Source organism: Kitasatospora sp. NPDC058190, assembly GCF_042883685.1.
GTDB lineage: Bacteria > Actinomycetota > Actinomycetes > Streptomycetales > Streptomycetaceae > Kitasatospora.
The window spans coordinates 77,415-101,756 of sequence record NZ_JBHVVI010000007.1; the positions used below are offsets into that span (position 1 = coordinate 77,415).

19 protein-coding genes and 1 tRNA gene are annotated in these 24,342 nt (G+C 73.9%); 16 read left to right on the forward strand and 4 right to left on the reverse strand.

What is annotated here, in order from left to right; all coding sequences use genetic code 11:
- The first annotated feature begins 69 nt into the window (after positions 1 to 69).
- Genes ACFVWU_RS05105 through ACFVWU_RS05120 form a run of 4 tightly spaced genes read left to right on the forward strand, consistent with a single transcriptional unit; the run spans position 70 to position 1,917 of the window.
- Positions 70 to 669, forward strand: coding sequence for a type II secretion system F family protein (locus tag ACFVWU_RS05105; RefSeq protein WP_387615790.1), 600 nt, complete (start codon positions 70 to 72; stop codon positions 667 to 669).
- A gap of 57 nt (positions 670 to 726) precedes the next feature.
- Positions 727 to 999 (forward strand): DUF4244 domain-containing protein, encoded by a 273-nt coding sequence (locus ACFVWU_RS05110; protein WP_387615793.1) that lies wholly within the window; start codon positions 727 to 729, stop codon positions 997 to 999.
- Positions 989 to 1,429 (forward strand): TadE family type IV pilus minor pilin, encoded by a 441-nt coding sequence (locus tag ACFVWU_RS05115; protein ID WP_387615796.1) that lies wholly within the window; start codon positions 989 to 991, stop codon positions 1,427 to 1,429. Before ACFVWU_RS05110 ends, ACFVWU_RS05115 begins: the two co-directional genes overlap by 11 nt.
- Positions 1,417 to 1,917: an Rv3654c family TadE-like protein gene (locus ACFVWU_RS05120; RefSeq protein WP_387615798.1), complete on the forward strand. Its 501-nt coding sequence runs from the start codon at positions 1,417 to 1,419 to the stop codon at positions 1,915 to 1,917. Before ACFVWU_RS05115 ends, ACFVWU_RS05120 begins: the two co-directional genes overlap by 13 nt.
- On the opposite strand, the gene ACFVWU_RS05125 is transcribed toward ACFVWU_RS05120, so the two are convergent.
- Positions 1,912 to 4,356 carry a DEAD/DEAH box helicase gene (locus ACFVWU_RS05125; RefSeq protein WP_387615801.1) on the reverse strand — a complete coding sequence of 815 codons (2,445 nt, stop codon included), beginning with the start codon at positions 4,354 to 4,356 and terminating at the stop codon, positions 1,912 to 1,914. The genes ACFVWU_RS05120 and ACFVWU_RS05125 overlap by 6 nt on opposite strands.
- Positions 4,357 to 4,579: 223 nt before the next feature.
- Here ACFVWU_RS05125 and bldG point away from each other — a divergent pair, with 223 nt between their 5' ends.
- From bldG to ACFVWU_RS05180, 11 genes are all read left to right on the forward strand, one after another.
- Complete coding sequence (bldG, locus tag ACFVWU_RS05130) at positions 4,580 to 4,921, forward strand: anti-sigma factor antagonist BldG (protein ID WP_380608663.1); 342 nt, start codon at positions 4,580 to 4,582, stop codon at positions 4,919 to 4,921.
- 160 nt (positions 4,922 to 5,081) lie between these two features.
- The gene (locus ACFVWU_RS05135) at positions 5,082 to 5,501 is read left to right on the forward strand and encodes an ATP-binding protein (protein WP_387615805.1); all 420 of its coding nucleotides are present in this window, start codon (positions 5,082 to 5,084) and stop codon (positions 5,499 to 5,501) included.
- 135 nt (positions 5,502 to 5,636) lie between these two features.
- Positions 5,637 to 6,005 carry a cyclophilin-like fold protein gene (locus tag ACFVWU_RS05140; RefSeq protein ID WP_387615808.1) on the forward strand — a complete coding sequence of 123 codons (369 nt, stop codon included), beginning with the start codon at positions 5,637 to 5,639 and terminating at the stop codon, positions 6,003 to 6,005.
- 142 nt (positions 6,006 to 6,147) lie between these two features.
- A complete protein-coding gene (locus tag ACFVWU_RS05145; RefSeq protein WP_387615811.1) occupies positions 6,148 to 6,912 on the forward strand; it encodes a small secreted protein in 765 nt (254 codons plus the stop codon).
- Between the two features lie 170 nt (positions 6,913 to 7,082).
- The gene (locus ACFVWU_RS05150; RefSeq protein ID WP_387615814.1) at positions 7,083 to 8,615 is read left to right on the forward strand and encodes a methyltransferase; all 1,533 of its coding nucleotides are present in this window, start codon (positions 7,083 to 7,085) and stop codon (positions 8,613 to 8,615) included.
- Positions 8,616 to 8,857: 242 nt separating this feature from the next.
- The gene (locus ACFVWU_RS05155) at positions 8,858 to 9,319 is read left to right on the forward strand and encodes a DUF3592 domain-containing protein (protein WP_387615817.1); all 462 of its coding nucleotides are present in this window, start codon (positions 8,858 to 8,860) and stop codon (positions 9,317 to 9,319) included.
- Between the two features lie 427 nt (positions 9,320 to 9,746).
- Positions 9,747 to 12,641 (forward strand): type I DNA topoisomerase, encoded by a 2,895-nt coding sequence (topA, locus tag ACFVWU_RS05160; protein ID WP_387615820.1) that lies wholly within the window; start codon positions 9,747 to 9,749, stop codon positions 12,639 to 12,641.
- Positions 12,642 to 12,797: 156 nt separating this feature from the next.
- Positions 12,798 to 16,253, forward strand: a complete 3,456-nt coding sequence (tmk, locus tag ACFVWU_RS05165; RefSeq protein WP_387615823.1) for a dTMP kinase — start codon at positions 12,798 to 12,800, stop codon at positions 16,251 to 16,253.
- Positions 16,254 to 16,427: 174 nt separating this feature from the next.
- Positions 16,428 to 17,639 carry a DNA polymerase III subunit delta' gene (locus tag ACFVWU_RS05170; RefSeq protein ID WP_387615826.1) on the forward strand — a complete coding sequence of 404 codons (1,212 nt, stop codon included), beginning with the start codon at positions 16,428 to 16,430 and terminating at the stop codon, positions 17,637 to 17,639.
- Between the two features lie 301 nt (positions 17,640 to 17,940).
- Entirely contained in the window at positions 17,941 to 19,092 is a 1,152-nt protein-coding gene (locus ACFVWU_RS05175; RefSeq protein WP_387615829.1) for a hypothetical protein, read from the forward strand.
- A gap of 206 nt (positions 19,093 to 19,298) precedes the next feature.
- The gene (locus ACFVWU_RS05180) at positions 19,299 to 20,948 is read left to right on the forward strand and encodes an alpha/beta hydrolase (RefSeq protein WP_387615832.1); all 1,650 of its coding nucleotides are present in this window, start codon (positions 19,299 to 19,301) and stop codon (positions 20,946 to 20,948) included.
- A 10-nt stretch (positions 20,949 to 20,958) separates the two neighbouring features.
- On the opposite strand, the gene leuE is transcribed toward ACFVWU_RS05180, so the two are convergent.
- A complete protein-coding gene (leuE, locus tag ACFVWU_RS05185; protein WP_380608651.1) occupies positions 20,959 to 21,609 on the reverse strand; it encodes a leucine efflux protein LeuE in 651 nt (216 codons plus the stop codon).
- 214 nt (positions 21,610 to 21,823) lie between these two features.
- On the opposite strand from leuE, the gene ACFVWU_RS05190 reads away from it, so the two are divergent.
- Positions 21,824 to 21,897: transfer RNA gene (locus tag ACFVWU_RS05190), tRNA-Thr, on the forward strand.
- 130 nt (positions 21,898 to 22,027) lie between these two features.
- Here ACFVWU_RS05190 and ACFVWU_RS05195 read toward each other — a convergent pair.
- Positions 22,028 to 23,635: a tyrosine-type recombinase/integrase gene (locus ACFVWU_RS05195; protein ID WP_387615835.1), complete on the reverse strand. Its 1,608-nt coding sequence runs from the start codon at positions 23,633 to 23,635 to the stop codon at positions 22,028 to 22,030.
- Complete coding sequence (locus tag ACFVWU_RS05200; RefSeq protein ID WP_387615838.1) at positions 23,632 to 24,300, reverse strand: helix-turn-helix domain-containing protein; 669 nt, start codon at positions 24,298 to 24,300, stop codon at positions 23,632 to 23,634. Before ACFVWU_RS05200 ends, ACFVWU_RS05195 begins: the two co-directional genes overlap by 4 nt.
- Between the last annotated feature and the right edge of the window lie 42 nt (positions 24,301 to 24,342).

Below are 24,342 nucleotides of genomic sequence, written 5' to 3' on the forward strand. Positions count from 1 at the left end.
GCGCGGGAGCGGGAGGAGGTGCGGAAGCGAACACGGCCGAAGGGTCCGAGTGTTGGGCCCTGGCGGCGTGTGGCGCCGACGGTCGGCGCCGGGCTCGCGGTGGCGGTGTTGCTCGGTGGCGGTGCCGGGGCGGTCGCCGGGGTGCTGGCGGCGGTGGGCGTCCATCGGTGGTCGGCCCGGGCGCGGTCACCGGCGGACCGTCGGGCGGCCCGGGAAAACGAGTTGCTGACCCGGCAACTCCCCCTGGGTGCAGAGCTGTTGGCGGCCTGTCTCGGGTCGGCGGCGCTGCCCTCGGCGGCGGTGTCGGCGGTGGGCCGGAGTGTGGGCGCGCCGCTGGGGCCGCGGCTGGCGGCGATCGGGGCCGAACTGGCCCTGGGTGCCCCGCCGGAACTGTGCTGGACCCGACTGGGCGAACAGCATGCCGCGCTGGCCCCGCTGGCGCGCTGCCTGGTCCGGACGAGCCTCGGTGGAGCCCCTGCGGCCGGTCCGCTGATCGGGCTGGCCCAGGAACAGCGGACGGCCGCCGTCCGCGCGGCCCACGCGCGGGTCCGCCGGGCCGCGGTGCTCGCCACCGCCCCGCTGGGGCTCTGCTTCCTCCCGGCCTTCGTCCTGATCGGGGTCGTGCCGGTGGTGGTCGGCCTCACCAGCCGTTTCGCCCAGTCCATGTGAATGAACGTCGGCTCCGGATCGGCCGGAGTCGCGGAAGAGATCGAACAGGAGGCATCGATGACCGCAGTGATCGCGATCAGGCCCGACACCGGGCGCCCGCTCCGGCAGTTGCTGGGGACGTGGCGGCGGAAGAGCCGTTCGGTGGTCGGCCGGGCCCGCCGGCTGGCCCGCCGCCGGCGCCGGTCGGACGCCGGGATGACCACGGCCGAGTACGCCGTCGGAACGCTGGGCGCCTGCGCCCTCGCGGCCGGGCTGTACAAGGTGGTGACCAGCGCGACCATCACCGGGGCGCTGACCGAGATGCTGGAACGCGCGCTCCATGCCACGTAGGACGGCGAGCGGCGGCGCCCGGCCGTGGTCGCTGCGGCCGGCCCGGCGCGGCGACGGCGGTTTCGCCACGGCGGAGACGGCGGTGGCCCTGCCCGCGCTCGTCCTGCTCGCGGCGATGCTGATCTGGGGCGTGCTCGCGGCGGCCGCGCAGATCCACTGCGTGGACGCGGCCAGGATCGGCGCCAGAGCGGCCGCACGCGGTGAGGCGGACGCCGCCGACCTCGCCCGGGCGGCCGCCCCGCCGGGGGCGGAGGTCCGGGTCGCGGTCGCGGCGGACACGGTGCGGGTCGACGTGGACGCGCCGTGCGCGGCGCCCGGGAAGCTCGGCGGTCTGCTCGCGGTGCGGCTCGGCGCGCGGGCGGTGGCGCAGCGGGAGGACGTGTTGGGGAGGAGCGGTTCGGGAGGAGGTGGTGGCGCGTGGCCTTCCTGAGCGGCCCTCGACGGGCGGTGGGGCGGCTGGGGCGGGCCCGTACCGCTCGGGCCGCCGCGGTGGGCGGGCGCGGGCCGGACGCGGGCTCGGCGACGGTGTGGTTGCTCGCGCTGGCGATGCTGGGCACGGCGGTGTTCGCCGCGACGATCGCGGTCGGTGCGGTGGTCGCCGCCCGGCACCGGGCCGAGTCCGCCGCCGACCTGGCGGCCCTCGCGGCGGCGGACCGGCTGCTGCTGGAGCCGGACGGCGGCTGCGGTCGGGCCGCCGGGATCGCCGCCGCACAGGGGGCCGGCCTGGTGTCCTGCTCGGTGGACCGGTCGGCGGACGCCGTCGAGGTGGTTGCCGAGGTGCCTGTCGGCGGGCTCCCGGTGCACCTGCCGGTCGGCCCGGCGCGGGCGAGGGCCCGGGCCGGACCGGTACGGGCCCCGCTCACCGCACCCGAGGACGGCCTCGGTGACGCCCCGGGCGGCGCGGCGGCGGCCTCATGAACCGCTCGAGGCCCCGCCCTCCGGGCCGGGCCCGGACCCCGCGCCCTCCGGGCCGAGCCCGGACCCCGCCGCCTCGGGGCTCGATCCGGACTCCGCGCCCTCCGGGCCGGGCCCGGACCCCGCGTCAGGTGCCCCGGCCAGCAGGACATCCAGCAGTAGGACGGCGGCCGCCTTCTCCAGCGGGTCGTTCCCGTTGCCGCACTTGGGCGACTGGACACAGGACGGGCAGCCGCGCTCGCACTCGCAGGAGGCGATCGCCGCCCGGGTGGCGGTCAGCCACTCGACGGCCCGCTGGAAGCCACGTTCGGCGAAGCCGGCCCCGCCCGGGTGGCCGTCGTAGACGAACACGGTGGGCAGCCCGGTGTCGGGGTGCAGCGGGACGGAGACGCCGCCGATGTCCCACCGGTCGCAGGTGGCGAACAGCGGCAGTAGGCCGATCGAGGCGTGCTCGGCGGCGTGGGCGGCGCCGGGCAGCTGGTCGAGCGGGAGGTCCGCGTCGAGCAGCTGGTCCTCGGTGACGGACCACCAGACCGCGCGGGTGCGCAGCGTGCGGGGCGGGAGGTCGAGCTTGCTCTCGCCCATGATCTCCCCGGTGGAGATCCGCTTCCGGAGGTAGCCGACCACCTGGTTGACCACCTCCACCGAGCCGAAGCTGAGCCGCCCCTCGCCCCACGGGACGGTGGTGTCGGTGTCGAGGACGGAGATGGAGGTGATGTCACGGGCGGATGTGGTGTACGGCGGGTCGGCCGGTTCGACCAGGGCGACCGAGTTCTCCAGGTCGAGCTCCCGGACCAGGTAGGTGCGGCCCTGGTGGAGGTGGACGGCCCCGGTGTGGACGGTGGCGTGGGCGGCCGCCGCGTCCACCGTGCCGAGCAGCCGACCGGTGTCGGCCTCGACGATCTGCACCGGGCTGCCGCCGCTGCCGCGCAGGTCGACGGCAGCAGCGGCGCGTTCCCGGCGGGTCCAGTACCAGGAGCCGTCGGCGCGCCGGCGCAGCAGGCCGCGCCGTTCCAGCACCGGCAGCAGCGGCGCGGTGGAGGGGCCGAACAGCTCCAGGTCGGCGTCGGTGAGCGGCAGTTCGGCGGCGGCCGCGCACAGGTGCGGGGCGAGCACGTGCGGGTTGTCGGGGTCGAGCACGGTGGCCTCGACGGGTGCGGCGAACAGGGCCTCCGGGTGGTGCACCAGGTAGGTGTCCAGCGGGTCGTCCCGGGCGATCAGGACGGCTAGCGCGCCCTGGGCCTCGCGGCCCGCCCGGCCCGCCTGCTGCCAGAGCGAGGCCCGGGTGCCGGGGTAGCCGGCCATCAGGACGGCGTCGAGGCCGGAGATGTCGACGCCGAGTTCGAGAGCGGAGGTGGAGGCGAGTCCCAGCAGCCGGCCGGAGTGCAGGGCGCGCTCCAGGGCCCGGCGTTCGTCGGCGAGGTAGCCGCCGCGGTAGGCGGCGACCCGGTCGGCGAGCGGTCGGCCGAGCTGGTCCTGGGTCTGGAGGGCGACGAGTTCGGCGGCGCGGCGGGAGCGGACGAACACGACGGTCCGGGTCTGCCGCTCGACCAGGTCGGTCAGCAGGTGCGCGGCCTCGGCGGTGGCGGTGCGGCGCACCGGGGCGCCGTGCTCGCCGACGTTCTCGGTCAGCGGCGGCTCCCAGAGGCCGAAGACCATCGGCCCGCGCGGCGAGGCGTCCTCGGTGACGGCCACGGCGGGCAGGCCGGTCAGGCGCCGGGCGGTGGCGGCGGGGTCGGCGGTGGTGGCGGAGGCGAGCAGGAAGGTGGGTGACGAACCGTAACGGGCGCAGATCCGGCGCAGCCGCCGCAGCACCTGGGCGACGTGCGAGCCGAACACGCCCCGGTAGCTGTGGCACTCGTCGACGACCACGTAGCGCAGCACCTTGAGGAAGGAGGACCAGCGGGCGTGCGCGGGCAGGATGCCCCGGTGCAGCATGTCCGGGTTGGTGAGCACGTAGGAGGCGTACTGGCGGACCCACTCGCGCTCCTCGGGCGGGGTGTCGCCGTCGTACAGCGCGGCCCGGACCCTCGGCGGGGCGAGTTCGGCGGCGCGGCGGCGCTGGTCGGCGGCGAGCGCCTTGGTCGGGGCCAGGTAGAGCGCGGTGGCGCCGCGGCCGTTGCGGGCCTCGGTGCCCTCCAGCAGGTCGCTGAGCACCGGTGCCAGATAGCCCAACGACTTGCCCGAGGCGGTGCCTGTGGCGATCACCACAGTCTGGCCGCTTTTGGCCAGGTTCATCGCTTCTGCCTGGTGCGCCCAGGGCCGCTCCACCCCGACGGCGAGTGCCGAGGCCACGATCTCCGGTCGGATCGACTCGGGCCACGGCGAATAACGTGCAGGTCGGGCGGGAAGGTGCTCCGTATGGGTGAGCCGGTCGGATCGCCCCCGACTGGTGGCCAGGGTCGTGAGCAGTGCCTCGGGCAGGCTGTGTCGGGGCGGCATGGGGACCCAGTGTGTCACCGGCGTGACGCAGAATCGTCGTAAGCCATCGTGCGGGCATGGTCGCAGGTGGTTGAATGTGGCCGTGACGGCCGTACGGCCGTGGGTCGCAGCGCTGAGGCTTGCCACGCGTTTGGCTTGGCGCGCCCGGGCTCGCGACCATGCGGTGGCGGCCGTCCGGCCGAGGATCGCACATGACGTAGCAAGGCAAGGTGCTGGAGGTTCCGTGGACCTGTCCCTGTCGACCCGCGCAGTCGGCGATCGTACGGTCGTCGAGGTTGGCGGCGAGATCGATGTGTACACCGCCCCGAAGCTGCGGGAGCAGCTGGTCGAGCTCGTCAACGACGGCAAGTACCACCTCGTCGTCGACATGGAGGGCGTTGACTTCCTCGACTCGACCGGCCTGGGTGTGCTGGTCGGCGGTCTGAAGCGGGTGCGCGCCCACGAGGGCTCGCTGCGCCTCGTCTGCAACCAGGAGCGCATCCTCAAGATTTTCCGGATCACCGGCCTGACCAAGGTCTTCCCGATCCACACCTCGGTGGAGGACGCGGTCCAGGCGACCGACTGACGCGCCCGGGCCGGCCCCCGCGGTCGGCCCGCCCGTCCCACGCGTCCGGGGCGCTGGGGCCCGCACGGGCCCCGGTGCTTCCCGGTCGCTCAGGGGCCGGCCCGTCCGGCCCACCGGGGCCGTACCTCCGGCCCCCGTCGGAGCACCCCGAAGGGGAGATATGGCAACCGTCGAACTTCGATTCAGCGCGCTTCCCGAGCACGTGCGGACGGCCCGCTTGGTCGCCGCGGCCGTCGCCAGACGGGCCGGGGTCGACGAGTCGGTGCTCGACGAGGTACGGCTCGCGGTCGGTGAGGCGTGCTCCCGCGCGGTCGGTCTGCACCAGCGCGGTGGCATCGGCGGCACGGTCCGGGTCGCGCTGACCGATCAGGAGAAGCGTTTCCTCATCGAGGTCGAGGACGAAGCCGGCTCCGAGGCCCACCCGGCCCCCGGTGCCGACGAGGGCGGCGACCCGGACGAGGACACCCTGGGCCTCGCCGTGATCACCGGCCTGGTCGAGGACCTGGAGGTCATGAATGGCACCGGCGGTGCTGTGATCCGGATGAGCTGGCCGGTCTCGGTCGCCTCAGTCGCCGTCTGACGGCCCGCGCCGCCTCCGGTGCCCCGGTCCCGACTCCTGGGATCCCGTTGACAACTTGTTGATCCTGGCGGTTCGCTGCTTCCGGCACGACCGGGTCCGACCGCTGATCGGACCTGTCGCGGAAGAGGAAAGCACATGCGGATTCGCATCCTGTGGCCGGCCGGTCAGGCCACCGCCACGCTGCGGACCACGCCCACCACCGAGGCGCTCCGGGCCGAGCTGCCGATCGAATCGACGGCGAGCACCTGGGGCGAGGAGGTCTACTTCGGCACGCCCGTCAGCGTGCCGCGCGAGGACGGTGCCCGGCAGGTGGTCGAGCCGGGCACGGTCGCGTTCTGGACCGACGGCGACAGCCTCGCCCTGCCCTACGGGCCGACGCCGATCTCGCGCGACGGCGAGTCCCGACTGGCCAGCCCCTGCAACGTCCTCGGCACGCTCGACGGGGACGCCCAGGTGCTGGGCACCGTCCGGCCGGGTGATCCGATCCGGGTCGAGCGGGCCTGAGCGGCGGCCGGGGGCGGGAGTGCGGGGCGGGAGCGGGAGTCCGGGCCGGCCGACCGGGGCTGAGCAGCCGGGAACCGGGGCTCGGACGGCGGACGTGTAGGTTCGACGACCGAAGACGACCGAAACCGAAAGGCTTCTCCCGGTGAACAAGCGACTGCTGGCCGTACCCGCCCTCGGCGTGCTGCTCGCGTTCGGCGCCGTCGGCTGCGGCGGCGACGACAACAGCAAGCAGCTGGAATCCTGGGCGTCGAACGTCTGCGGCGCGGCCAAGGACCCGATCGCCCAGGCGCAGTCCGCGCTCGCCGACACCGGCCAGGTGAAGACCGGCGAGGCCCCGGCCGACCTGCAGAAGCGGCTCTCGACGGACATCGGACGGCTCGCCAAGACCAACCAGGACATCGCGAGCGCCATCGACGCGGCCGGCGCGCCCAAGGTGGACAACGGCGCGGCCCTGCAGAAGGACACCGTCGACGAGCTGAAGAAGGCGGCCGACGGCTACCAGGACGTCCAGAAGAAGCTGGACGCGCTGCCCAACAACGACCAGGCGAAGTTCGCCGACGGGCTGCGCAGCGTGGCCGACCAGGTGCAGCAGCTGGCCTCGCTGTCCACCCAGGCGCAGAGCAAGCTGCAGCGCGGCGAGCTCGGCGCCGCGATGGCCAAGCAGGACGGCTGCAAGCCCAGCCAGGCCGCCCCGGGCGCCGGTGCGAGCGGCAGCGCCAGCGGATCCCCGGCCGCCGGGGGCGCGAGCGCGACCCCGAGCGCCGGAGCGTCCGCTACGACCGGCGCTCCCAACGGCACCCCCACGCCCGGCGCAACGGGCAGCGCGAGCCCGGCGGCCACCCCCTCCGCAGGCGCTGCCACCACCCCGGCGGCCGCCCCCTCCACCCCGGCCCCCAGCGCGAGCTGATCGAGGACGGGGAGTAGCAGGAGTAACGGCGAGGGCCGCTCACGGGAGCGGCCCTCCGGCCGCGGCTGCTGTGTCCGCCGAGGGGCGCACGCCGGGGCTCGGGCTCGGGTGGGTGCGCCCCGGGCGGGCTGGTGGGGCGGGGGTGGCGTGGGGCGGGGGACAATGGCGGGGTGATCAGTAGCCCCGTTCTCGACCCGACCCGTCTGGCCAAGCTGCGCGAGGCGCTGCTGGCCGCATCGTTCACCGCTGACGGGTGCCTGGACCTTTTGGGCCCCACCGGATACGCGGCGTTGGCCCGTAGCGAGGCCGTCCCGGCGCTGCGTGCGACCCGGGGCGGCAGCCCGCTGGAGACCCTGGTGCGGCTGTTCCTGCTGCAGCAGCCGGTGCCGTACCAGGCGGCCGCTGCCGCGCTGCCGGTGGAGGACTGCCTGGCGGACGGCTGGCTGCGCTCCGACGGGGACCTGGTGCGGGCCACCGTGGACGTCCGCCCGTACGCCAACGAGGTGGCCGGGATGCCCAGTTCGGATGCCTGGGTGGTCTCGGACCTGGGCTGCGCGGTGGGCGGCGCGGGTGGCATCGGCTCAGGGGAGACGGCCCACGGGGTGGCCCGCAAGGACCTGGTGCTGGGGGTCGGCGGCGCGTCCACGACGCTGGCCAACATCACCGTGCGCCGCCCCGTCCGGGCCGCGCTGGACCTCGGTTCCGGCTCGGGCGTGCAGGCGCTGCACGCGGCCCGGCACGCCCAGAAGGTCGTCGCCACCGACCTCAACCCGCGCGCGCTGCGGTTCACCGAGCTGACCCTCGCGCTGTCCGGTTTCGACAACACCGAGGCGGTCGCCGGGAGCCTCTTCGAGCCGGTCGGGGAGCGGAAGTTCGACCTGATCGTCTCCAACCCGCCCTTCGTCATCTCGCCGGCCGGCCGGTTCACCTACCGCGACGGCGGCATGGCCGGGGACGACCTGTGCCGCAACCTGGTGCGCTCGGCCGCCGAGCACCTGGAGCCGGGCGGCTACTGCCAGTTGCTCGCCAACTGGCAGCACGTCAAGGGCGAGGACTGGCACGAGCGGCTGGCCGGCTGGGTGGCGGGCACCGGGCTGGACGCCTGGATCGTCCAGCGCGAGGTCCAGGACGTGGCCCAGTACGCCGAGTTGTGGCTGCGCGACGGCGGCGACCACCGCGGCCCCGGTGGCGACTACCAGGCCCGGTACGGCGAGTGGCTGGACGCCTTCGAGGCGGGCCGGGTCGAGGGCATCGGCATGGGCTGGATCACCCTGCGGGCGAGTGGCGCCGAGCGTCCGATCGTGCGGGTGGAGGAGTGGCCGCACCCGGTGGAGCAGCCGCTCGGCCCGCACATCGAGGAGTGGTTCGACCGGCAGGACTTCCTGCGCTCGCACGACGACGCGGGCCTGCTCGCGGCCCGCTACGTGCTGGCCGACGAGGTGGTCCAGGAGCAGGTCGGCGCGCCGGGGGCGGAGGACCCGGAGCACGTGATCCTGCGTCACAACCGGGGCATGCGGCGGGCCACCAAGGTGGACACCGTGGGTGCCGGCTTCGTCGGGGTCTGCGACGGGTCGCTGGCGGCGGGCGAGATCGTGGACGCCATCGCGCAGCTGCTGGGCGAGGACCGGGTGGTCCTGCGGGACCGGGTGCCGGAGTCGCTGCGGCTGCTGACCGAGCAGGGGTTCATCAACCCCGTTCGGTGACCCGCTTTCGGTGACCGCTTCGGTGGCCTCGGCCAGGCGGTCCCCGCCTGGCCCCTGTCCGGTCCCTGTCCAGCCCCTGCCTGGCCCCGTCCGGTGGAACGCTTCGCGGACGACCCCCGGTTCACCCGCCCGTACCCTCCGGTTCGTCCGGCGGCCCCCGGGCGGCCGTGCCCCGTTGGTCCGCCGCTGTGAGGCTCTCCGTCCACAGGCTGTGGACAGAGCTGGGGAGCCGGGGGCCAGGGGTGGACACGACGACGGCGACGGTGGGCGGGCTGGTGCTCGCCCTCTTCGGTGGCGCGCTGCTGCTCTGGTGCGCCGTCGAAGTGCGCCTTCGCCACCGGGTGCGCCGACGGGGGGTGCCGGCGGTGGCCACCGTCGTCGCCGAGAACGAGGCGCACGGGCAGCTGGACAGCGCGCCGCTGCTCTCCTTCTCCGTGCTGCCCCCGGCCGCCGAAGGGCCCGGCGGTGGCCGGATCGCGGAGCTGGTGCTCACCCGTCCGCGCGGGCACACCCCGCTGCGCCGTCCGGAGCGCTTCGCGCCCGGCGCCTCGGTGCGGGTCTGCTACGACCCCGACCGGCCCTGCCGGGCGGTGCTGGCGGCGGGGGAGGTCGGCCGGGCGGCGGTCACCGACCTGCTGTGGAGCGCCCTGGGCGTGTGCTGCGTGGCGGCGGGCGCCGGACTGCTGGCTGCGGCCGGCCGCTGAGCTGGCAGCGACACCGGACGGGCCAGTCGTACCGAGCGCATCGGCCGTACCTGCCGTACCGGACACCTCGGCCGCACCGGCCATGCCAGTGGCCCCTGGCGCGATCCGGAAAGCGCAATACCGGAAGTGCGGCGATTTTTCCGTTGACAGATCTTGAAATCCGTCATTCCATCCTCCGGAACCTGCCGAAGCCCCCCTCCACGGGGCGCGAACCTCCGTCATCGGGTTACCGTTCGAGTGGCGTCGGTGAGCCCGGCAAGTGAAAACGCGGGATCCGTCCGTTTGACAAGGGTGGCCGGGGTACGGTCACACTCCGCTGGTGGGGTGTCGTTCAGCGGCAGCCCGGGACGGTGGAGGGGTCGGGCGGAGCGCAGCCCGTGCTGCCCGCGCCGACCAGCCACATAAGGACCGGGAGAGAAGAGCGAAGGTGTCCCCGAGCAGCGAGACCGCGCACGGACAGCGACTCGTCATTGTCGAGTCGCCGGCCAAGGCGAAGACGATCAAGGGCTACCTGGGCCCCGGCTACATCGTCGAGGCGAGCGTCGGGCACATTCGCGACCTGCCCAGCACCGCGGCCGAGGTGCCGGACAAGTACACCGGAGAGGTGCGCCGCCTCGGGGTGGACGTCGACCACGACTTCGCGCCCATCTACGTGGTCAACGCGGACAAGAAGTCCCAGGTCAGCAAGTTGAAGTCGCTGCTCGCGGAGTCCGACGAGCTCTTCCTCGCCACCGATGAGGACCGCGAGGGCGAGGCCATCGCGTGGCACCTCCAGCAGGTGCTCAAGCCCAAGGTTCCGGTGCACCGGATGGTGTTCCACGAGATCACCAAGTCGGCGATCCAGGAGGCCGTGGCCAACCCGCGCGAGCTCAACCAGCGCCTGGTCGACGCCCAGGAGACCCGCCGCATCCTCGACCGGCTGTACGGCTTCGAGGTTTCGCCGGTGCTGTGGAAGAAGGTCATGCCGAAGCTGTCGGCGGGCCGGGTGCAGTCCGTCGCGACCCGTCTGGTGGTCGAGCGCGAGCGCGAGCGGATGGCGTTCCGCACCGCCTCGTACTGGGACCTGGTCGGCACCTTCGGCACCGGCCGCACCCCGGCCGACTCCGCCAACCCGGAGACCTTCGGCGCCCGACTGGCCTCGGTGGACGGCAAGCGGATCGCCAGCGGCCGCGACTTCGGCTCGGACGGCCGACTGAAGGCCGGCAGCACCAACACCCTGCACCTGGACGAGCAGGCCGCCCGCCAGCTGGCCGCCGCCCTGGAGCAGACCGCGTTCAGCGTCCGCAGCGTCGAGTCCAAGCCCTACCGCCGCTCGCCGTACGCGCCGTTCCGCACCACCACGCTCCAGCAGGAGGCCAGCCGCAAGCTGGGCTTCGGCGCCAAGCGGACCATGCAGGTGGCCCAGAAGCTGTACGAGAACGGCTTCATCACCTATATGCGTACCGACTCCACCACGCTGTCGGACACCGCGATCGCCGCCGCCCGCGCGCAGGTCACCCAGCTCTACGGTGCCGACTACCTGCCGGACGCCCCGCGCACCTACGCCAGCAAGGTCAAGAACGCCCAGGAGGCGCACGAGGCCGTCCGCCCCTCCGGCGACCGCTTCCGCACCCCCGCCGAGACCGGCCTGACCGGCGACGACTTCAAGCTGTACGAGCTGATCTGGATGCGCACCGTCGCCTCCCAGATGAAGGACGCGGTCGGCCAGTCCGTCACCGTCCGGGTCGGCGGCGCCTCCGCCGACGGCCGGGACGTCGAGTTCTCCGCCTCCGGCAAGATCATCACCTTCCACGGCTTCCTGAAGGCCTACGTCGAGGGCGCCGACGACCCGAACGCCGAGCTCGACGACCGTGAGCGCCGGCTGCCGCAGGTCGCCCAGGGCGACCCGCTGGCCGCCGAGCGGATCACCCCGGAGGGCCACGCCACCAAGCCGCCGGCCCGCTACACCGAGGCCTCGCTGGTCAAGGAGCTGGAGGACCGGGAGATCGGCCGCCCCTCCACCTACGCGTCGATCATCGACACGATCATCCAGCGCCGGTACGTGTTCAAGAAGGGAACGGCGCTCGTCCCGTCCTTCCTCTCCTTCGCCGTGGTCAACCTGCTGGAGAAGCACTTCGGCCGGCTCGTCGACTACGACTTCACCGCCAAGATGGAGGACGACCTCGACCGGATCGCCGCCGGTGAGGCGCAGTCCGTGCCGTGGCTGAAGCGCTTCTACTTCGGCGAGGGCGAGGGCCACGTCGCGGGTGGCGCCGCCGAGGCCGGCAACGGCGACGGCGACCACCTGGGCGGCCTGAAGGAGCTGGTCACCGACCTCGGCGCGATCGACGCCCGGGAGATCAGCTCGTTCAAGGTCAGCGACGACATCACCCTGCGGGTCGGCCGCTACGGCCCGTACGTCGAGCGCGCCTCCGTCGTCGAGGGCGAGCCCGGCCAGCGCGCCGACATCCCGGACGAGCTGCCGCCGGACGAGCTGACCGTCGAGCTGGCCGAGGAGCTGCTGGCCAAGCCCAGCGGCGACTTCGAGCTCGGCCCGGACCCGGTCAGCGGCAACATGCTGGTCGCCAAGGACGGCCGCTACGGCCCGTACGTGACCGAGATCCTGCCCGAGGGCACGCCCAAGACCGGCAAGAACGCGGTCAAGCCGCGCACCGCCTCGCTGTTCAAGTCGATGTCGCTGGACGGCGTCACCCTGGAGGACGCGCTGCGGCTGCTCTCGCTGCCGCGCGTGGTCGGCACCGATGCCGAGGGCGCGGAGATCACCGCGCAGAACGGCCGCTACGGCCCGTACCTCAAGCGCGGCACCGACTCGCGTTCGCTCACCAGCGAGGACCAGCTCTTCACGATCACCCTCGACGAGGCGCTGGCGATCTACGCCCAGCCCAAGCAGCGCGGCCGGGCGGCCGCCGCGCCGCCGCTCAAGGAGCTGGGCACCGACCCGGTCAGCGAGCGCCCGGTGGTGGTCAAGGACGGCCGCTTTGGCCCGTACGTGACCGACGGCGAGACCAACGCCACGCTGCGCAAGGACGACGACGTCGAGACCATCACGCCGGAGCGCGGCTACGAGCTGCTCGCCGAGAAGCGGGCGCGCGGGCCGGTGAAGAAGGCGGCGAAGAAGGCCCCGGCCAAGAAGGCGGCGGCCAAGAAGACCACGACCACCAAGACGGCGGCGACCAAGACCGCCGCCAAGAAGACGGCCGCGAAGAAGACCACCACCGCGACCAAGGCGACGGCGAAGAAGACGGCCGCGAAGAAGACGGCCGCCAAGACCGCGGCCGGCGAGGCCGTAGCCGGCAAGGACGCCGCCACCGACGAGGGCTGATCCTGCGACAGCCCGCCGAGAGCGGACTCGGGCCCGCGCCCCCACCCGGGGCGCGGGCCCGAGGTCTGTGCAGGGATCGTCACAGCCCGGTGATGACCGGGGTCCGGAACGCCGTTCGTCTCAATCGGGCAAAGCCCAGCCCGCTACGCTGACCGTATGACGAGCGAGGAGCAGCCCACCCCCAGCGCCGCCCCGGCTGCCGGAGCCACCGTGGCCGACCTGTCCGAGGTCGCGCCTGCCGGAACCCCCGTGGACCGGGCCCGGGCGCTGCTGCGGACCCGCCCCTACCGGCGCCTGTGGACCACCCAACTGATCGGCGGCACCGCCGACCGGCTCGGCCTGCTGGTGCTGCTCGCGCTCACCGTGATCGCGGCCGCCCAGGGCGGCCAGCTCGGCGACCTGCCGCGCAGCCTCGCCTTCGCCACCGCCGCCGTCCTCGCCGTCCGGGTGGCGGCCACCGGGCTGGTCGGCGTGGCGCTCCTGGAACCGCTGCACCGGCTGGTCGCCGAGAAGCTCGACCGGCGCTGGACGCTGTTCGGCGCCGACGCGCTGCGCGCCGTGCTGATCGGCCTCGCGCCCTGGTGGACGGTCTGGCTGAGCTCCGGACCGCGGCCCTCCGGCGCCGCCACCTACGTGCTGCTCGCCACCGTGTTCCTCACCGGCGCGGCCGAGCGGATCTGGGGGATCGCCAAGGCCGCCGTCGTCCCCGGCCTGCTGCCGCCGGCCAGTCCGTACGCGCCCGCCGCGGAGCAGCGGCCGACCGCCGCCAACCTGGACACCGTCCGCAGCGTCGACCGCTTCACCGGCTGGGTCACCGTGCCGCTCGCGGCCGTCGGCCTGGTCGCCTTCACCCTGCTCAACAACATCGGCGCGGCGCTCGGCTCGGACTGGCTGCGCGCCCACCAGCTGACCTTCGCCGCACTCGGTTCGGCCGGCCTGTTCGCCGCCTCGGCCGCCCGCGGCTACCTCCAGCAGCTGCCCGGCGGCCCGGTGGCCGTCGCCCCGCACTCGCCGCTGACCGGCCTGCGCGCCCCGACCGACGCCACGCCCGGCCCCGCGCTGAGCAAGGGTCGTACCGGCAGCGCCCCGTACTTCACCTTCGCCGTCGCGGCCGGCTTCGGCTCGATGGCCGGTGTCGCCGCGCTGGCGCTGCTCACCGCCGCCGAGCACCGGGCCGGGCCGATCGGCTACGGCCTGACCGTGCTCGCCGCGGCCGGCGCCCCCGCGCTGGGCGCCCGGCTCACCCGGGCCGTCCTGCCCTCGCTCTCCCGCCGCCGACTGCTCGCGCTGGCGCTGCTCACCGAGGGTGTCGCGCTGATCCTGGCCGGGCTGGTGCTGGACTTCGTGCTGGTCCTGCTGCTCACCGTGCTGGCCGGCCTGGCCGCCGGGCTCGTCATCTCGGCCGGGCGCACCCTGCTCGCCCAGGAGGTCGAGGAGGCCCGGCTGCCGAAGGTCACCGAGCACCTCTACGCGGTGCTGCGGGCCGTGGTCGCGGCCGCGCTGGTGGTCGTCCCGCTGATCGCCGCAGCTTACGGGGACGTCGAGTACGGCACCGTCGAGCCCGGCTCCTTCACCTTCATCCACGGCGGCGCGGCCCTCGCGGTCGCCACCTCGGGGCTGCTCACGCTGGTGCTCGCCGCCGTCGTGCTGCTGCGCACCGACGACCGGCGCGGCACCGCTCCGTTCGCCCGGGACCTGGTGGACGCGGTGCGCGGCGGCAGCGGCCCGGTGCCACACCGGGGCGTGGGCACCGGCTTCTTCATCGCCCTGGAGGGCGGCGACGGCGCCGGCAAGTCCACCCAGGCCCAGGCGCTCGCCGAGTGGATCCGCGGCAAGGGACACGAGGTCGTGCTCACCCGCGAGCCGGGCGGCAGCCCGGTCGGGCAACGGCTGCGCGGCCTGGTTCTGGACGTCGGCAACACCGGCCTGTCGCACCGCGCCGAGGCGCTGATCTACGCGGCCGACCGGGCCGAGCACGTCGAGAACGTCATCCGGCCGGCCCTCGCCCGCGGCGCCGTGGTCATCACCGACCGGTACATGGACTCCTCCATCGCCTACCAGGGCGCCGGGCGCGACCTGGCCGCCACCGAGGTCGCCCGGATCTCCCGCTGGGCCACCGGCGGGCTGCTGCCCGACCTGACCGTGGTGCTGGACGTCGACCCGACCAGGGCCCGGGAGCGCTTCACCGAGGCACTGGACCGGCTGGAGTCCGAGCCCACCGAGTTCCACCAGCGGGTCCGGGCCGGCTTCCTCGCCCTCGCGGCCGCCGACCCTTCGCGTTACCTGGTCGTGGACGGCAGCCAGGCCCCCGGCTTCGTCACCACCGCCATCCGGCACCGGCTGGACCGCGAGCTGCCGCTCTCCGAGCAGGAGAAGGCCGCCCGCGCCGAGCAGGAGCGGCTGGCGAAGGAGGAGGCCGAGCGGCGCGCCGCCGAGGAGGCCCGTCGTCGGGCTGAGGAGGAGGCCGCCGAGCGCAAGCGTCAGGAGGTGCTGGCGCAGCTGCGGGCCGAGCAGGCCGAGAAGGAGCGACTGGCGAAGGAGGAGGCCGAGCGGGCCGCCGCCGAGGCCCGGCGCAAGGCCGAGGAGGAGGCCCGTCGCCGGGCGGAGGAGGAAGCCGAGCGCCGCGCCGAGGAGGAGGCCCGTCGGCGGGCGGAGGAGCAGGCCCGACTGGCCGCGGAGGCCGCCGAGCGCAAGCGGATCGCCGACGAGGCGGCCACCCAGGCGGAGCTGCAGCGGCAGCGGGACCTGGCCCGCGAGGAGCAGCGGCGCCGGGCGGAGGAGGCACTGCAGCGGGCCGAGGAGGCCCGGCTGGCGCAGGCCGCGGCGCTCGCGGCGGCTGCCGCCGCGGCGGAGACGGCTGCGGGGCGGGCCGAGGGGCGGGCCGAGGCCGGGGACGCGGCCACCACGGAGCTGCGGGCGGTTCAGGAGACGCCGGGGGAGGCCCCGGGTGCCCCAGGTGCCTCGCGGGGTGCTTCGGACGCGTCGGGTGCCTCTGCCGGGCTCGGCGACGAGGCGACGCGGGAGCTGTCACTGCGGGACCGGCAGGCGGCGGCCGTCCGGGCTGCCGAGGCGGCCGACGCCACTGCCAAGCTGCCGGTGGTGCCGGCGGTGGACGAGACCGCGGTGCTGCCGAAGGTGCCGGCGGTGGACGAGACCGCCGTGCTGCCGAAGGTTCCCGCCGCGGATGAGACCGCGGTGCTGCCCCCGGTCGAGTGGGGCCGCCGTTCCGGCGAGCCGGCGGACGGCACGCGTGAGCTGCCGGTGGTCGGCGGGCGGCAGGCGGGTGCCGGGCGGCCCGGTGCCGGACAGCCCGCCGTGGAGCGGCCCGGTGCCGGACAGCCCGCCGTCGAGCAGCCGGGCGTCGAGCAGCCCACGGCGGAGCGGCCTCGGCCGGAGTGGGCCGAGGAGACCCCGATGGACGACCTGCCGAGCCTGACCGACACCCTGCTCGGCTCGCGCGACGAGTGGGCCCGCTGGGAGCAGGGCGGTGGCCAGGGGCCGCAGGGCCCGCACGACGGCGGGAACCGGCGCGGCGGGGACGACCGGGGCGGGGACGACCGGGGTGGGGACGGCGGCAAGGGCAAGGGCCGGCGCTGGGGTCGCCGGGGCTGAGCCCGTTTCGTCACGGATGGCGGGCGGCGTCGTCGGGGCAGTGGCCCTTGGCGGCGCCGCCCGTAGCCGTACGGGCGTGACCCGGACGGAGCAGTGGCTGTCGGAGCGGAGACGTATGCTCGACGGCGGGGAATCGGCGCCGGGAGCGCTGTCGTACGGAGCTTGGGAGCAGCAGTGGCCGTCTGGGACGACCTGGTGGGCCAGGAGCGGGTGGTCGAGCAGCTGACCGCCGCGGCCCGGGCGGCCGGGGCGACGGTCGAGGCCGGTCGCGGCGCCGCCCCGGGCCGGGGCGGGAACGCCTCCCTGATGACGCACGCCTGGCTGTTCACCGGCCCGCCCGGCGCCGGGCAGGTCACGGCAGCGCGCGCCTTCGCCGCCGCCCTGCAGTGCACCAGCCCCGACCTCGCGCTCGGCGGCACGCCCGGCTGCGGGTTCTGCGACGGCTGCCACACGGTGCTGGCCGGCAGCCACGCCGACGTCAAGTACGTGCGGACCGACGGGCTGTCCATCGGCGTCGGCGACATGCGCGACCTGGTGCTGCGCGCCTCCAGCTACCCGACCGGCGGCCGCTGGTCGGTGATCCTCGTCGACGCCGCCCACCGGCTCACCGAGGCCGCCGCGAACGCGCTGCTCAAGGGCGTGGAGGAGCCCTCCCCGCGTACCGTCTGGCTGCTCTGCGCCCCCTCCGTCCAGGACGTGCTGCCGACCATCCGCTCGCGCTGCCGTCTGCTCGTGCTGCGCACGCCCGCCGCCGAGGCCGTCGCCGACATGCTGGTCCGCCGGGACGGGGTCGAGCCGGAGGCCGCCCGGCTGGCCGCGCTCGCCGGGCAGGGCGACATCGAGCGCTCGCGCCGCCTCGCGGTGGACGAGCAGGCCCGCACCCGCCGCACCGAGGTGCTGCGGATCCCGCTGGAGGTCTCCGACATCGGCGGCTGCCTGGCCGCCGCCCAGCGCCTGGTCGACACCGCCAAGGCCGACGCCGAGGCGCTCGCCGAGACCCAGGACGCCAAGGAGACCGACGACCTGAAGGCCGCCTACGGTGCCGCCGAGGGCAGCAAGGCGCCGCGCGGCATGGCCGGGGCGGTCAAGGAGCTGGAGAAGCGGCAGAAGAGCCGCGCCACCCGCACCCGTCGGGAGACCCTCGGGGTCGCGCTGCTGGACCTGCTCGGCTTCTACCGGGACGTGCTGGCGATCCAGCTCGGCTCCACCGGCGCGCTCGCCAACGAGGACCAGCGGCAGGCGCTGAACCGGGTCGCCCAGGCCGGGCCGGCGGAGAGCACGCTGCGCCGGATCGAGGCGGTGCTCGCCTGCCGTACGGCCTTGGACCGCAACGTGGACCCGCTGCTGGCGGTCGAGGCGATGACGGTGGCGCTGCGGGCGGGCTGAGGCCGTTCCCTTCTCGCCGTGGGCCTCCCGTCCTCCCTGTAGGCCTCTCGTCCTCCCCGTGGGCCTACGGTCCCCCCGTAGGCCTCCCGGAGGCGGCCTGCCGTCCCACCTTCGAGTGAACGGGCGATACTCGCCGGGCACACCCGCGTGTGACAGCGCGCCCGTTGTGCACGCTGGGGGCCGACTGCGCCCCGGCCGTACCCCGGGCTCCCCTGTGTCGGGGCCCGCCGCCGGAGCGGTCGCCTCCCTGACGGCACCGGGTCCGGTCCGGCGCCGGCCCTCCTCCGAGGTGGTGCGTTCCGTGGTTCGTCCGCTCCTCGTCATCCCCCTGCTGGTCGCCGCCGTCGGCGGCATCTGGCTGGCGCGCGGCGCACTCCAGCGCTGGCGCGACCTGCGCGCCGCCCAGACCTACGAACTGGCCGGCGACCGGTGGCCGATGCTGCTGCGGGCGGCGGGGGCGATGGTCTGCGGAGTGTGCGTCACCGCGTTGACGCTGCTCACCGCGCTCGGCGCCTTCGGCGGCCTCGGCCGGGGCAGTCAGGAGGCGGATCGGGCGGAGCCGGCCGTGGACGCCGCAGCAGCAGGGGACTGGGCGGGTTCCGGCGCCAGTCCGGCGGTCCGGCAGCCGGCGGCACCGCCGACGCCGACCGAGTCGGCCACCGCTACCTCCGCTGCCGCGACGCCCACCGCGGTCAGCCGCTTCGACAGCGTCGGGCACCCGGGAGGCGGCGAGCTGCTGCAGTCCGCCGTGCTCGGCCCCGACGGGAAGCCGCGCAACGTCCGGGTCTGGCTGCCGCCGCAGTACGCCAAGGAGTCGAACGCGCGCTTCCCCGTCGTCGTGATGCACGCCTCCACGCCGGGCAAGACGGCCGACGCCGAGGTCCCGGACGTCTTCGAAGGCGTCGGCGCTGCCCTGCAGACCGGCCGCGCTCGTGCGTTCATCCTGGTCGCCCCCGAGGCGCCGAACGGCACCGCGCACCCCTGCGAGCTGATCGCCGCCGCCCCGGCCGCCGTCTCCGACGACGCGACGCTGCGCACCACCATCGCGGCCTCCTTCCGCACCCTGCCCCCCGGCCCCGCCTCCTGGGGCGCCCTCGGCGTCGAGGGCGGCGCGCCGTGCGCGGCCGCCGCCGGGCTGGCCCGTCCGGACCTGTACGGCGCGGCCGCGGCGGTCTCCGGCCGGTACGACGCCGCCGCGCTCACGCAGGCCGGCGCCGAGGCCCCGGCGGGCAGCGCGGCCAAGCTGTTGCTGGCCGCCGCCAAGGCGGACGCCGCCGGGCTGGACACGGCCCGCACGCTCCAGACCGCGCTCAAGGCGGGCCCCGGCCCGGCGGCCAAGGCGGACGTGCGGATCTCGGACAACGTGCAGGACTACACCCCCGACCGGGAGCGGCTGCGGCTGGTCCGGCAGGCGGCGCAGTTCCTGGCCGAGGCGCTGGCGAAGGCGTCCTGAACGGCGGTTGAGCGGGCGTTACGCTGCCCGGTGCCCGGGGTGGGTGCCGGGCAACCGCGTTTCTTCGCTCCCGTACCTTCGTGCTCGTTCTTTCGTGTGGTTTCTGTGGCTTCTGTGGTTTCCGTGGTTCGCGGAGTTCGTGGATTCGCGGGGTTCGTGGGGGTTCGCAGGGTTCGTGGATTCGTGGATGCGTGGAAGGGGAGCGGATGAGGGTCTTCGGACGGCGGGTCCGGGCGGCGGCCGCGTTGCTGGCGGCCGGGCTGCTGGCGGTTCCGGCGAGCGGGTGCAGTGCGGGGCCGTCCGACTCGACCGGCTTGGACGCGTCCGTCGCGGCCGGCGTCACACCACTGGAGCCGCTACCCGCCGCCGTGCCGGACGCGCTCGCGCCGTACTACGCGCAGCGTCTGGTCTGGCAGCCCTGCGACGGCGGGTTCGAGTGCACCACCTTCCAGGTGCCGATGGACTACGGCCGTCCGGGGGACGGCGACCTCACCCTCTCGGCGGTCCGGGCGGCGGCCGTACCGGGCGAATCCGGTGCGCAATCCGCTTCCCAACCCGGTTCTCCTCCCGCTCCCGGTTCCGGTTCCGGTTCCGGGGCCGGGGTCGACGCCCGGCTGGGCTCCCTGCTGCTCAACCCGGGCGGGCCCGGTGGCTCGGCGATCGAGTACCTGGAGGCCGTCGCCCGGACGTACGACCGCTCGGTGCGGACCCGGTACGACCTGGTCGGCGTCGATCCGCGCGGGGTGGGCCGCAGCAACCCCGTCAGCTGCCTGAGCGGTGAGCGGATGGACGCCTTCACCGCCGTCGACCTCGAACCCGGGGACCAGCGGGCGATCGACGCGCTGGTCGCCGCCGACAAGGAGTTCGCCGACGGCTGCCACCGGCAGGCCGGGGCCGCGCTCGGCCACCTCGGCACCGTCGAGGCGGCCCGCGACATGGACGTGCTGCGCGCCCTGCTCGGCGACGAGCGGCTGAACTTCGTCGGCAAGTCCTACGGCACCTTCCTCGGGGCCACCTACGCCGGGCTCTTCCCGAGCCGGGTCGGGCGGGTGGTGCTGGACGGCGCGATGGACCCGGCGCTCGACTCGGTGGCCGGCAACCGCACCCAGGCCGGCGGTTTCGAGACCGCCTGGGCGGCCTTCGCCAAGGACTGCGTCAAGCACGAGGACTGCCCGCTCGGCCGTACCGAGCAGCAGGTCGGCGAGCAGCTCACCGCCCTGCTCACGGCCGTCCACGCTCACCCGCTGCCGAGTACCGACAACGGGCGTCGGCTCACCGGCTCCCAGGCGACCACCGGGATCATCCAGGCGATGTACGCCGACTTCCTCTGGCCCAGGCTGCGCAGCGCGCTCACCGTCGCCCGGGCGGGCGACGGCACCGGCCTGCTGAAGCTCTCCGACGAGTACTACGGGCGCGGGGCGGACGGCTCGTACCCCAACCTGATGTTCGCCAACACGGCGGTGAACTGCCTCGACCTGCCCGCCCCCTTCAGCTCGCCGGAAGACGTTCAGCGGGCGGTGCCGGACTTCGAGCGGGCCTCGCCGCACTTCGGGCGCGACATGGCCTGGATGGCGCTGACCTGCGCCTACTGGCCGGTCCGGGCCACCGGCGCGACGCACACCATCCGGGCCGCCGGCGCCGCCCCGATCGTCGTCGTCGGCACCACCCGCGACCCGGCCACCCCGTACGACTGGGCCCGCTCCCTCGCCGGCCAGCTGGAGTCCGGCCGGCTGCTCACCTACGACGGGGACGGCCACACCGCGTACGGGCGGCACAGCACCTGCGTGGACGGCGCGGTCAACCACTTCCTGCTGACCGGGGAGGCGCCGGAGCAGGGCAAGCGCTGCGACCGGTAGCCGCCTGCCGTCAGGCGGAGGAGACCGCCAGCTTCGCGGCGAAGCCCGCGAACAGCACGGCGACGCCGCTGGTCAGCGTCGCGGAGAGGCGCTTGCGACGGCGGAAGGCGGTGGCCAGCGTGGTGCCGGCGAAGATCAGCAGGGAGAGGTAGAGCAGGCTGAAGGTCTGCAGGATCCCGCCGAGCAGGCCGAAGGACAGCGCGGGCTGCCCGTACGACGGGTCGACGAACTGGGTGAAGAACGACAGCAGGAACAGGATCGCCTTCGGGTTCAGCAGGCTGATCACCAGCGCCCGGCGGAACGGCCGCTCGACCGCCTCCGGCGCCGCCTCGGCGGCCGGGTCGGCCTCGGCCCGGCGCTCGCGCCACAGCTGGCGGGCGGCGCGGAGCATCCCGAAGCCGATCCACAGCAGGTACGCGGCCCCGCCGAACTTGACCACCGCGAACACCGCGGGGTTGGCCTTCAGCAGCGAGGCGGCGCCCAGCGAGGTCAGGCTGATCAGCGTGAGGTCGCCGACGAACACGCCCGCCGCGGCCTGGTACCCGGTCCGGATGCCCTTCCGGGCGGCGACCGACAGCACGTACAGCGAGTTGGGGCCGGGCAGCAGGATGATGACGAGGGCGCCGAGGATGTATGTCGCCAGGTCGTTGACGCCGAGCACGGTGCGCTCCGGGGTGGGGAAGGGGTGGCAGGGGGCGCTCATCGTAACGTCGTACCGGCGATCGATTGAAGCGAAAACCATCCCCCTTTGCCCACCCATGTCCCACCCCCCTCCCTGCCCCGCCCGTCCTCGTCCGTCCCCCGTCCGCCCTGGCTACGGATCACCTGCGAACCTGTGTAGACTGACCCGCGTTGCCACCGCAGATGGCAGCGGTGCCGCCTTAGCTCAGTTGGCCAGAGCAACGCACTCGTAATGCGTAGGTCGCGGGTTCGAATCCCGCAGGCGGCTCAGAGAAGGCCCAGGTCAGATAGCCGCTGACCTGGGCCTTTTGTTGTTTCCTGACGTGCGGGCAGGCGTCAGTGACGCGCTACAAGATCGCTTGCGTGAGCGATGCGTGAGCGCGGGTGTTGATCTTGGGTTAGCCCTTGGTCTTCTTGGCCTTGGACTTCGCCTTCTTCGCGGCCTTCCGCTTCGCCTTCTCGGCTTCGGCCGCAGCCTTCGCGGCGGCCTTGGCGTGAGCCTCGGCTTCGGTCTTCCGCTGGAGGGGGACAAGTTTCGCGGCGGCTTCGGCGGCGTCCTTGGCAAGCTCGGGCAGGACGCTGGTGTAGGTGTCCGACGTGATCTTGATGGAGGAGTGGCCGAGCATCTCGGACACCACCTTCATGTCGACCCCACCCGCGAGAGCGAGCGTGGCCGCGCCGTGGCGGAGGTCGTGCAGCCGGATCGGCGGCAGGCCGGATGCGGATACCAGGCGTTCGAACATGTCGGTGACCTTGCCCGGGTGGAGCCAGGAACCGTCCTCGTTGGTGAAGACCCGCCCGGTGTCCTTCCAGGCCGACCCCCAGTCGGCCCGCTCCTTCCGCTGCCGCTCGCGGTGACGCCGCAGGACGGCCACCGTGTCGTCGTCCAGCGCCACCGTCCGGAAGCTCCCGTCGGTCTTGGGGTCGGACTCCTCGACCTCCCAGCCGTCCTGCACGAGCTGGGCCGTCACGGTCAACGAGCTGTTGTCGAGATTGGTCTCGGACCACGGCTGCCCGCACGCCTCGCCCCGGCGAAGCCCGCGCAGGGCGATCACGTGCCACATCGCGTACAGGCGGTCGTCGGCCACGAAGTCGAGGAACGCGCCGGTCTGCTGCGGCGTCCAGACCATCACGGGCGAGGGCTTCACGCCGGTTTCTTGCCACTGGGCGACCCGCTCGGGCGTCCAGACCAGACCCTTCGGCTTGGTCGCCGGGTCGAGCTCGACATGAGCGGCCGGGTTGAAGGTGATCAGGCCCTCGGGGATGGCGGCGTTCAAGGCGGTCCGGAGCGTGGCGCGGATGCGCTGGCGGGTGGCCGCACCGGTCGTGCGCCGGAACGGCGGCATCTCGGCGAGCTCGGCCCGCAGAGCCTTGCGGCGGGCCCGGTTCTCCACGCCCTTGATCGGAACCGTGGCGAGCTCGGCCTTCAGCGCGTGCCGCAGGGCGTTGTTCTCCAGGATCTCCTCGTTCGCGTCGGCGATGGCCGTGAACATCTCGGCGAGCGTGCTCACCCGCAGCCGGTCGACGCGGACGTGCCCGATCCGGGGCTTGAGGTGAATCCGTACGTCGGATTCGTAGCGGGTGATCCCGGACTTGCGGATCTTCTTGCCGCCAAGCCACGTGTCGAGCCACTCGCCCACGGTGACCCGGGTGGAGAGGTCCTGACCGGTCTTCAGGCGGCGGCGGGTCTCCTCGATGTCGGGCAGCTGCGCCTTCTCGTCGGCGACCTTCACCAGCAGATCGGCGACCAGGGCCAGGTCGTCCGGGTCCTCCTTGCCGAGGGCGAGCAGGCCGCGGATGTGGTCGAGGTCGGCCTGCGCCTCCTTGAGCGTCTCGTAGCCGGCGCGGTTGAACGAACGACGGGTGCCGTCCTCGGCGTTGGGCAGTTCCTGGCGTATGGAGTAGGAGCCGTGCTTGCGGCTGCCGGCCTTCAGGCACGCCTTGCCGAGCGGCTTGCCGGTCTCGGCGTCGCGGCAGTAGCAGCGGTGGTAGGTGGAACCCTTCATTCGTCCTCCAAGTCGATGTCGGTTTTGAGTGGGGGAAGCTCGGCGTCGAGAAAGCCGAGATTCGAGGTGAGACGGGGGACTTCCCAGCCCATCTCGCGCAGTTGTGCTCTGACGGGGTGAAGTCGCTCGCGAATAGCGGTGACGAAAGCGTCGAACTTCGCCTTCCCGTCGGACGGCCAGTCCTTCCGGAAGAATGTGAACTCCAGCTGGACCGCGTCGTGATGTTCCTCTTGGATCTCCTGCCAGATCCGGGCGTGCTCCCGGTAGAGGCAGAGTCGGTACATCCCCATCGTGTGGGGGGCTTCTCCGGTGAAGCGGGTGAGGGCCGCCCAGCGGCCGGTGCTGGTTCCCGGCAGGTAGTCGACATGCCCGCCGAGGGCAGGGGAGTAGAGCAGCTCGACCGGCGCGGTCTCCAGAGCCTCGGCCACGATGATCAGCTCGGGAATCGTGATCGTCTTGCGCCTGCCAGACTCCCAGTTGGCGATGACGTTCCGAGGGACTTCGTGGCCCAAGTCCCTTGTTTCGTCGGCCAGATCCTGCGCGGACAGTCCAAGGCACTTCCTCCTTCGGGTGATTGCTTGGATCACGTCCTTGGTGATCCGTTCGTGCCAGTCGAGTGCGTTTTCGTCGTCGGTGGACCAGTCTTCATTTCCGCGTTGTGTCATATCGACACAGTAGCTACTGGAAAGCTCCTCTCCGTTGCGGCA

What these genes read in the sequence shown, in the direction of transcription:
- ACFVWU_RS05200 (WP_387615838.1), bottom strand. Translation starts at nt 24,300, where the DNA reads ATGACACAACGCGGAAATGAAGACTGGTCCACCGACGACGAAAACGCA.
- ACFVWU_RS05180 (WP_387615832.1), top strand. Translation starts at nt 19,299, where the DNA reads ATGAGGGTCTTCGGACGGCGGGTCCGGGCGGCGGCCGCGTTGCTGGCG.
- ACFVWU_RS05140 (WP_387615808.1), top strand. Translation starts at nt 5,637, where the DNA reads ATGCGGATTCGCATCCTGTGGCCGGCCGGTCAGGCCACCGCCACGCTG.
- tmk (WP_387615823.1), top strand. Translation starts at nt 12,798, where the DNA reads ATGACGAGCGAGGAGCAGCCCACCCCCAGCGCCGCCCCGGCTGCCGGA.
- ACFVWU_RS05125 (WP_387615801.1), bottom strand. Translation starts at nt 4,356, where the DNA reads ATGCCGCCCCGACACAGCCTGCCCGAGGCACTGCTCACGACCCTGGCC.
- ACFVWU_RS05195 (WP_387615835.1), bottom strand. Translation starts at nt 23,635, where the DNA reads ATGAAGGGTTCCACCTACCACCGCTGCTACTGCCGCGACGCCGAGACC.
- ACFVWU_RS05135 (WP_387615805.1), top strand. Translation starts at nt 5,082, where the DNA reads ATGGCAACCGTCGAACTTCGATTCAGCGCGCTTCCCGAGCACGTGCGG.
- ACFVWU_RS05110 (WP_387615793.1), top strand. Translation starts at nt 727, where the DNA reads ATGACCGCAGTGATCGCGATCAGGCCCGACACCGGGCGCCCGCTCCGG.
- ACFVWU_RS05115 (WP_387615796.1), top strand. Translation starts at nt 989, where the DNA reads ATGCCACGTAGGACGGCGAGCGGCGGCGCCCGGCCGTGGTCGCTGCGG.